The sequence below is a fragment of the Pseudomonas sp. P5_B2 genome, assembly GCF_056400445.1.
In genome coordinates this window covers 1-7,180 of the sequence record NZ_JBFULH010000208.1, presented here as the reverse complement: position 1 = coordinate 7,180, position 7,180 = coordinate 1, and the positions used below count along the sequence as shown (strand labels likewise).

Annotated in this window: 6 protein-coding genes; 2 read left to right on the top strand and 4 right to left on the bottom strand. The window is 57.8% G+C overall.

The window, feature by feature from the left end; all coding sequences use genetic code 11:
• Positions 1-120, top strand: a 120-nt coding sequence (locus AC1DRJ_RS16045; RefSeq protein ID WP_477803025.1) for a hypothetical protein, incomplete at its 5' end; no start/stop codon positions are given.
• Between the two features lie 64 nt (positions 121-184).
• Here AC1DRJ_RS16045 and AC1DRJ_RS16040 read toward each other — a convergent pair.
• Positions 185-712, bottom strand: a complete 528-nt coding sequence (locus tag AC1DRJ_RS16040) for a single-stranded DNA-binding protein (RefSeq protein ID WP_017341065.1) — start codon at positions 710-712, stop codon at positions 185-187.
• Positions 713-721: 9 nt separating this feature from the next.
• Positions 722-2,119 (bottom strand): MFS transporter, encoded by a 1,398-nt coding sequence (locus AC1DRJ_RS16035; RefSeq protein WP_477803024.1) that lies wholly within the window; start codon positions 2,117-2,119, stop codon positions 722-724.
• A gap of 191 nt (positions 2,120-2,310) precedes the next feature.
• Here AC1DRJ_RS16035 and uvrA point away from each other — a divergent pair, with 191 nt between their 5' ends.
• Positions 2,311-5,145 (top strand): excinuclease ABC subunit UvrA, encoded by a 2,835-nt coding sequence (gene uvrA, locus AC1DRJ_RS16030; protein ID WP_477803023.1) that lies wholly within the window; start codon positions 2,311-2,313, stop codon positions 5,143-5,145.
• A 66-nt stretch (positions 5,146-5,211) separates the two neighbouring features.
• Here uvrA and bfr read toward each other — a convergent pair whose 3' ends face one another.
• Together bfr and AC1DRJ_RS16020 are read right to left on the bottom strand one after the other, a co-directional pair.
• Complete coding sequence (gene bfr, locus AC1DRJ_RS16025) at positions 5,212-5,676, bottom strand: bacterioferritin (protein ID WP_007943775.1); 465 nt, start codon at positions 5,674-5,676, stop codon at positions 5,212-5,214.
• A gap of 149 nt (positions 5,677-5,825) precedes the next feature.
• A partial coding sequence (locus tag AC1DRJ_RS16020; protein WP_477803022.1) for a catalase occupies positions 5,826-7,180 on the bottom strand: 1,355 nt, incomplete at its 5' end.

Here is a 7,180-nt window from a genome sequence, read left to right as displayed (position 1 = left end):
TTCCATGGATTGACGCCGACCAGCATGAAGCTGGAGGGGCTCGACCGGCACCTGCGGTTGATCGAGAGCTACAAGAAACTGCACACAGCACGGGCCAATGTGACCACTGTATCCAGTTAACGGCGCCCACAAAAAAGCGAAGCCTGATGGCTTCGCTTTTTTTTACTGACTGGATAGCTGCTTTTTAGAACGGGATATCGTCATCAAAGCTGTCGAAATCCGGAGCCGGCTGAGGAGCGGCCTGCTGCTGAGGAGCCGGACGCGACTGTTGCGGTGCCGACGACTGCTGCGGACGTGGAGCCTGCTGGCGTGGAGCCGGGGCAGACTGCTGATAGTTGTTGCCCCCGCCTTGTTGGTCGCCCTGTTGTGGACGGCCGCCCAGCAGTTGCATGGTGCCTTGCATGTCGACCACGATTTCAGTGGTGTAACGCTTGATACCGTCTTTTTCCCACTCGCGGGTCTGCAGCTTGCCTTCGATGTACACCTGCGAGCCTTTACGCAGGTATTCACCGGCGATTTCCGCAACCTTGCCGAACATCGAAACACGGTGCCATTCGGTCTTCTCGACCTTCTGACCGGTTTGCTTGTCGGTCCATTGTTCGCTGGTCGCCAGACTCAGGTTGGTCACGGCGTTACCGTTAGGCAAGTAGCGAACTTCGGGATCCTGGCCGCAAGTGCCGACCAATATGACTTTGTTAACCCCACGGGCCATAACGTTCTCCTAGGCTACGCACGCTGCCCCTGCCGGGTTGTTCACCAGACGCTCAAGGGTGGTGCGATCCAATAGTTCGGTGTCCAATTTGATGTAAATCGCCGCTTCATCTTCGACGATCACTGCATCTGTTACCCCTACGACGGCCTTCAGGCGCTGGACCAGACCCGCTTCGCGAATCGCCTCGGGCGACAACGGCAAGCGCAGACTCGTCACGTAGGGAGGTTCGCGCATGGTAACAGCAAAGGCCAGCCAGAGGGCAGCCAGACCGGCGCATCCAAGGAACACAACCGACAGACCGCCATGCTGATACATCCAGCCGCCGAGGATACCGCCCAGTGCCGAACCGAGGAACTGGCTGGTGGAGTAAACCCCCATCGCCGTGCCCTTGCCACCTGCTGGTGAAACCTTGCTGATCAGCGAAGGCAACGAAGCTTCCAGCAGATTGAACGCGGTGAAAAACACCACCGTCCCAATCACCAGAGCCCGCAAGCTATCGCCGAACTGCCAGAAGAATAGCTCAGTGAGCATCAGCGTCACGACTGAGCCGAGTAAAACTCGTTTCATTTTGCGTTTCTTTTCGCCGTAGATAATGAACGGGATCATGGCGAAGAAGGAAATCAGCAGCGCGGTCAGGTACACCCACCAGTGCTGCTCTTTAGGCAGACCGGCTTTTTCGACCAGTGAAAGAGGCAATGCAACGAAGCTCGACATCAACATCGCGTGCAACACAAAAATGCCGAGGTCGAGGCGCAACAGGTCCGGGTGCTTGAGCGTCGGCAACAACGCCTGGCGCGCGACACCCGACTCGCGGTGCTGCAACGGCCCGGTGGATTTCGGCACCATGAACATCACAATCACGATGCCGAACAACGCCATGCCGCCCGTAGCGAGGAACAACCCGGACAGGCCGAAGGCACGGGTCAGCAACGGCCCGACCACCATGGCAACAGCGAACGACAGGCCAATCGTCATGCCGATCATGGCCATCGCTTTGGTCCGGTGCTGTTCGCGAGTCAGGTCTGACAACAACGCCATGACAGCGGCAGAAATCGCCCCCGCACCTTGCAGGATGCGTCCGGCGATCACGCCCCAGATCGAATCGGCATTGGCCGCAAGTACGCTACCCAGGGCGAAGACGATCAGCCCCAGGTAAATCACCGGACGCCGTCCAATCCGGTCGGAAATGACGCCGAACGGAATCTGGAAGATTGCCTGGGTCAGGCCGTAAGCGCCGATCGCCAACCCGATGAGGGCCGGTGTTGCGCCTGCCAGATCCATCCCATAGGTCGCCAGAACCGGCAACACCATGAACATGCCAAGCATACGGAAGGCGAACACCAGGGCCAGACCGCTTGCTGCGCGGGTCTCACTGCCACTCATGCGTTCGCTGTGGGGATCGTGCATGGAAAAACCTCATGTGAACCGGCCGCGATTCTACCAGTCCCATCGAATGACAGGGTATATCGCGACGCTTTGACGCGTTCGGCTGACAGACTCTTCATGTAAGACAATCACCCACTCGTTTGACAGTGTGCATCCATCCAGTATTTGGCCGTATACTCCTACGTTTTCGACGCCCGCCAAGCGAGGCTACTTTGGACAAGATCCTGATTCGTGGGGCCCGGACCCACAACCTGAAGAACATCGACCTGACCCTGCCACGGGACAAGCTGATCGTCATCACCGGCCTGTCCGGGTCGGGCAAATCGTCCCTGGCATTCGACACGCTGTACGCCGAAGGCCAGCGGCGCTACGTCGAATCGCTGTCGGCCTACGCCCGGCAGTTTTTGTCGATGATGGAAAAACCGGACGTCGACACCATCGAAGGTCTGTCGCCAGCCATTTCCATCGAACAAAAGTCGACCTCGCACAACCCGCGCTCGACCGTCGGCACCATCACCGAAATCTACGACTACCTGCGCCTGCTGTATGCACGCGTGGGTATTCCGCGCTGCCCGGATCACGATATTCCGCTGGAAGCGCAGACCGTCAGCCAGATGGTCGACCTGGTCCTCGCCCAACCGGAGGGCAGTAAACTGATGCTGCTGGCACCAGTGATCCGCGAGCGCAAAGGCGAACACCTGTCAGTCTTCGAAGAATTGCGTGCACAAGGTTTTGTGCGAGCGCGAGTCAACGGCCGACTCTGTGAGCTAGACGAGTTGCCGAAACTGGATAAACAGAAGAAGCACACGATCGATGTCGTGGTCGACCGCTTCAAGGTGCGTACCGATCTGCAACAGCGTCTGGCCGAGTCGTTCGAGACTGCACTGAAACTGGCTGACGGCATTGCGCTGGTTGCACCAATGGACGACGAACCGGGTGAAGAGATGATCTTTTCCGCCCGCTTCGCTTGCCCCATCTGCGGCCATGCCATCAGCGAACTGGAACCCAAGCTGTTCTCCTTCAACAACCCGGCCGGTGCGTGCCCGACCTGCGATGGCCTGGGTGTTAAGCAGTTTTTCGACATCAAGCGCTTGGTGAACGGCGAGCTTACATTGGCCGAGGGCGCGATTCGTGGCTGGGACAGGCGCAACGTCTATTACTTCCAGATGCTCGGGTCGTTGGCGTCCCACTACAAATTCAGCCTGGAAGTACCGTTCAACGAACTGCCGGCCGATCAGCAGAAATTCATCCTGCATGGCAGCGGCTCGCAGAATGTCGATTTCAAATACCTGAACGACCGTGGCGACATCGTTAAACGCTCACACCCGTTCGAAGGCATTGTGCCGAACCTTGAACGCCGCTATCGCGAAACCGAGTCCGCTTCGGTACGTGAAGAACTGGCCAAATTCCTCAGCACTCAAGCATGCCCGGATTGCCGTGGCACGCGCCTGCGTCGCGAGGCGCGGCACGTTTGGGTGGGTGAGAAGACGCTGCCTGCGGTGACCAACCTGCCGATTGGCGATGCCTGTGAATACTTCGGTGCACTGAAGCTGACGGGCCGTCGCGGCGAGATCGCCGACAAGATTCTCAAGGAGATCCGTGAGCGTCTGCAGTTCCTGGTTAACGTTGRTCTCGACTACTTGTCGCTGGATCGCAGTGCCGACACCTTGTCCGGCGGTGAAGCTCAGCGGATTCGTCTGGCCAGYCAGATCGGTGCCGGCCTTGTAGGGGTTTTGTACATCCTCGACGAACCGTCGATTGGTCTGCACCAACGGGACAATGATCGATTGCTCGGTACGCTCAAGCACCTGCGCGACATCGGCAACACGGTGATTGTGGTCGAGCACGACGAAGACGCGATTCGTCTGGCGGACTATGTGGTGGATATCGGTCCGGGCGCGGGCATACACGGCGGGCATATCGTCGCCGAAGGTACACCGGCCGAGGTCATGGCGCACCCTGACTCGTTGACCGGCAAATATTTGTCGGGCCGGGTGAAGATCGCCGTTCCGACCAATCGCACACCGCGCAACAAGAAGTTGTCGCTGTCGCTCAAGGGTGCTCGCGGCAACAATTTGCGCAATGTCGATCTGGACATCCCGATCGGTCTGCTGACCTGCGTGACCGGCGTGTCCGGCTCCGGCAAGTCGACGCTGATCAACAACACGCTGTTTCCTTTGAGCGCTACGGCACTCAATGGCGCGACAACGCTGGAAGCTGCCGCGCACGACAGCATCAAGGGCCTGGAGCATCTGGACAAGGTCGTCGACATTGACCAAAGCCCTATCGGCCGCACGCCGCGCTCCAACCCCGCGACCTATACTGGGTTGTTCACACCGATTCGCGAGCTGTTCGCTGGCGTGCCGGAGTCGCGTTCACGCGGTTATGGTCCGGGCCGCTTCTCCTTCAACGTGAAGGGCGGACGTTGCGAGGCCTGCCAGGGCGATGGCTTGATCAAGGTGGAAATGCACTTCCTGCCGGACATCTATGTCCCGTGCGACGTCTGCAAAAGCAAGCGCTACAACCGCGAAACCCTTGAGATCAAATACAAGGGCAAGAGCATCCACGAAACCCTCGAGATGACCATCGAGGAAGCCCGGGTGTTCTTCGATGCGGTTCCGGCACTGGCGCGCAAACTTCAGACGCTGATGGATGTCGGCCTGTCGTACATCAAGCTAGGGCAATCGGCGACCACGTTGTCCGGTGGTGAGGCGCAGCGGGTGAAGCTGTCCCGCGAATTGTCCAAGCGCGATACCGGCAAGACGCTGTACATCCTCGACGAGCCAACCACTGGCCTGCACTTCGCGGACATCCAGCAACTGCTCGATGTACTGCATCGCCTTCGCGACCACGGCAACACCGTAGTGGTGATCGAGCATAACCTCGATGTGATCAAGACCGCCGACTGGTTGGTGGACCTCGGTCCAGAGGGCGGTTCCAAGGGCGGGCAAATCATTGCCGTCGGTACTCCGGAAGAAGTGTCCGAGATGAAGCAGTCCCACACCGGCTTCTACCTCAAGCCGCTGCTGGAGCGCGATCGGGCCTGAATCCAGCGCAAAAAGAAAGCCCCTGTCACTTGCTCAGTGACAGGGGCTTTTTTTGTATCAGTGCAATCAGGCGTGAGATTGCAGGTAGTTCTCGAGACCGATCAACTTGATCAGACCCATCTGCTTTTCAAGCCAGTAGGTGTGGTCTTCTTCGGTGTCATGCAATTGAACCCGCAGCATCTCGCGGCTGACATAGTCCTTGTGCTGCTCGCAGAGCTTGATGCCCTTGCAGAGCGCAGCGCGGACTTTGTATTCCAGTCGCAAGTCGGCGGCGAGCATGTCCGGCACGGTGGTGCCGACATCAAGGTCGTCCGGACGCATGCGAGGCGTGCCTTCGAGCATCAGAATCCGACGCATCAGCGCGTCAGCATGCCCGGCCTCTTCTTCCATCTCGTGGTTGATACGTTCGTAGAGCTTGGTGAAACCCCAGTCCTCATACATCCGCGAATGGACGAAATATTGATCACGCGCCGCCAGTTCGCCGGTCAGCAACGTGTTGAGGTAATCGATTACGTCTGGGTGGCCTTGCATCGCCCTACATCTCCCTGCTTGAAAGTTTGTAGTTTGAACCAAGGCGACCGTTTGGTCACTTCGTTTGCGCGATAAAAGCGAAGATATTCTGAGAAAAGTGGTTTAAATAACGCAAAAACCGCCCAATCGAGGGCGGTTCTGCTTCTCATTTAGACTTCGTTAAGCTGTACGTTCAGCAGCTTTGCGATTGCTTCTCCATACGCTAGATCGGCTTTGTAGAAATGCTGCAATTGACGGTCAACCACATCACTGGACACCCCAGTCATTGCGCCGGCAATGTTGTTCACCAATAGCGATTTCTGCTCGTCACTCATTAAACGAAACAACGCACCGGCGTGGCTGTAGTAATCGGTGTCTTCTCGATGATCATAACGATCAGCCGCGCCACTCAGTGCCAAGGGCGGCTCTGCATAACGAGGTGCTTGCTTCGGCGATTCCACGTAGCTGTTTGGCTCATAGTTAGGCGCCGCACCGCCGTTACTGCCAAATGCCATCGACCCGTCGCGCTGGTAGCTGTTCACCGGGCTGCGAGGTGCATTCACCGGCAGTTGCTGGTGATTGGTGCCAATGCGGTAGCGGTGAGCATCTGCGTAAGCGAATACACGACCTTGGAGCATGCGGTCTGGCGACAAACCAACGCCTGGCACCATGTTGCTCGGACCGAATGCCGCTTGCTCGACTTCAGCAAAGTAATTCAGCGGATTGCGATTGAGTTCCAGTTCACCCACTTCAATCAGCGGAAACTCTTTCTGTGACCAGGTTTTGGTCACATCGAACGGATTCTCGTAGTGCGACGCGGCCTGCGCCTCGGTCATGATCTGGATGCACACACGCCATTTTGGGAAGTCGCCGCGCTCGATCGCGCCGAACAGGTCGCGTTGGGCGTAATCAGGATCGGTGCCTGCCAAGCGTGCGGCTTCTGCCGGCGCGAGGTTCTTGATCCCTTGCTGGGTCTTGTAGTGCCACTTCACCCAGTTCCGCTCGCCATTTGCGTTGATCAGGCTGTAGGTGTGGCTGCCAAAGCCGTGCATGTGACGGTAGCCGTCAGGAATGCCGCGATCCGAGAACAGGATGGTGATCTGGTGCAGCGCCTCAGGTGAGTGCGACCAGAAGTCCCACATCATCTGCGCGCTTTTCAGATTGCTTTGCGGCAGGCGTTTTTGAGTGTGAATGAAATCCGGAAATTTCAAAGGATCACGAATGAAGAACACGGGAGTGTTGTTGCCGACGATGTCCCAATTGCCTTCTTCGGTATAGAACTTCAGTGCGAAGCCACGTGGATCGCGCTCGGTATCGGCTGAACCGCGCTCACCGCCGACGGTGGAAAAGCGCAGGAACGTTGGGGTCCGCTTGCCAACTGATTCGAAGAGTTTGGCGCTGGTGTACTGGGTGATATCACGCGTGACGGTAAACGTACCGTAGGCACCCGAGCCCTTGGCGTGTACACGGCGCTCCGGGATGTTTTCGCGGTTGAAGTGGGCAAGCTTCTCGATCAGGTGAAAGT

Bases quoted from the DNA above. Each gene is read 5' to 3' on its own strand.
- AC1DRJ_RS16040 (WP_017341065.1), bottom strand. From the start codon at position 712: ATGGCCCGTGGGGTTAACAAAGTCATATTGGTCGGCACTTGCGGCCAG.
- AC1DRJ_RS16035 (WP_477803024.1), bottom strand. From the start codon at position 2,119: ATGCACGATCCCCACAGCGAACGCATGAGTGGCAGTGAGACCCGCGCA.
- bfr (WP_007943775.1), bottom strand. From the start codon at position 5,676: ATGCAAGGCCACCCAGACGTAATCGATTACCTCAACACGTTGCTGACC.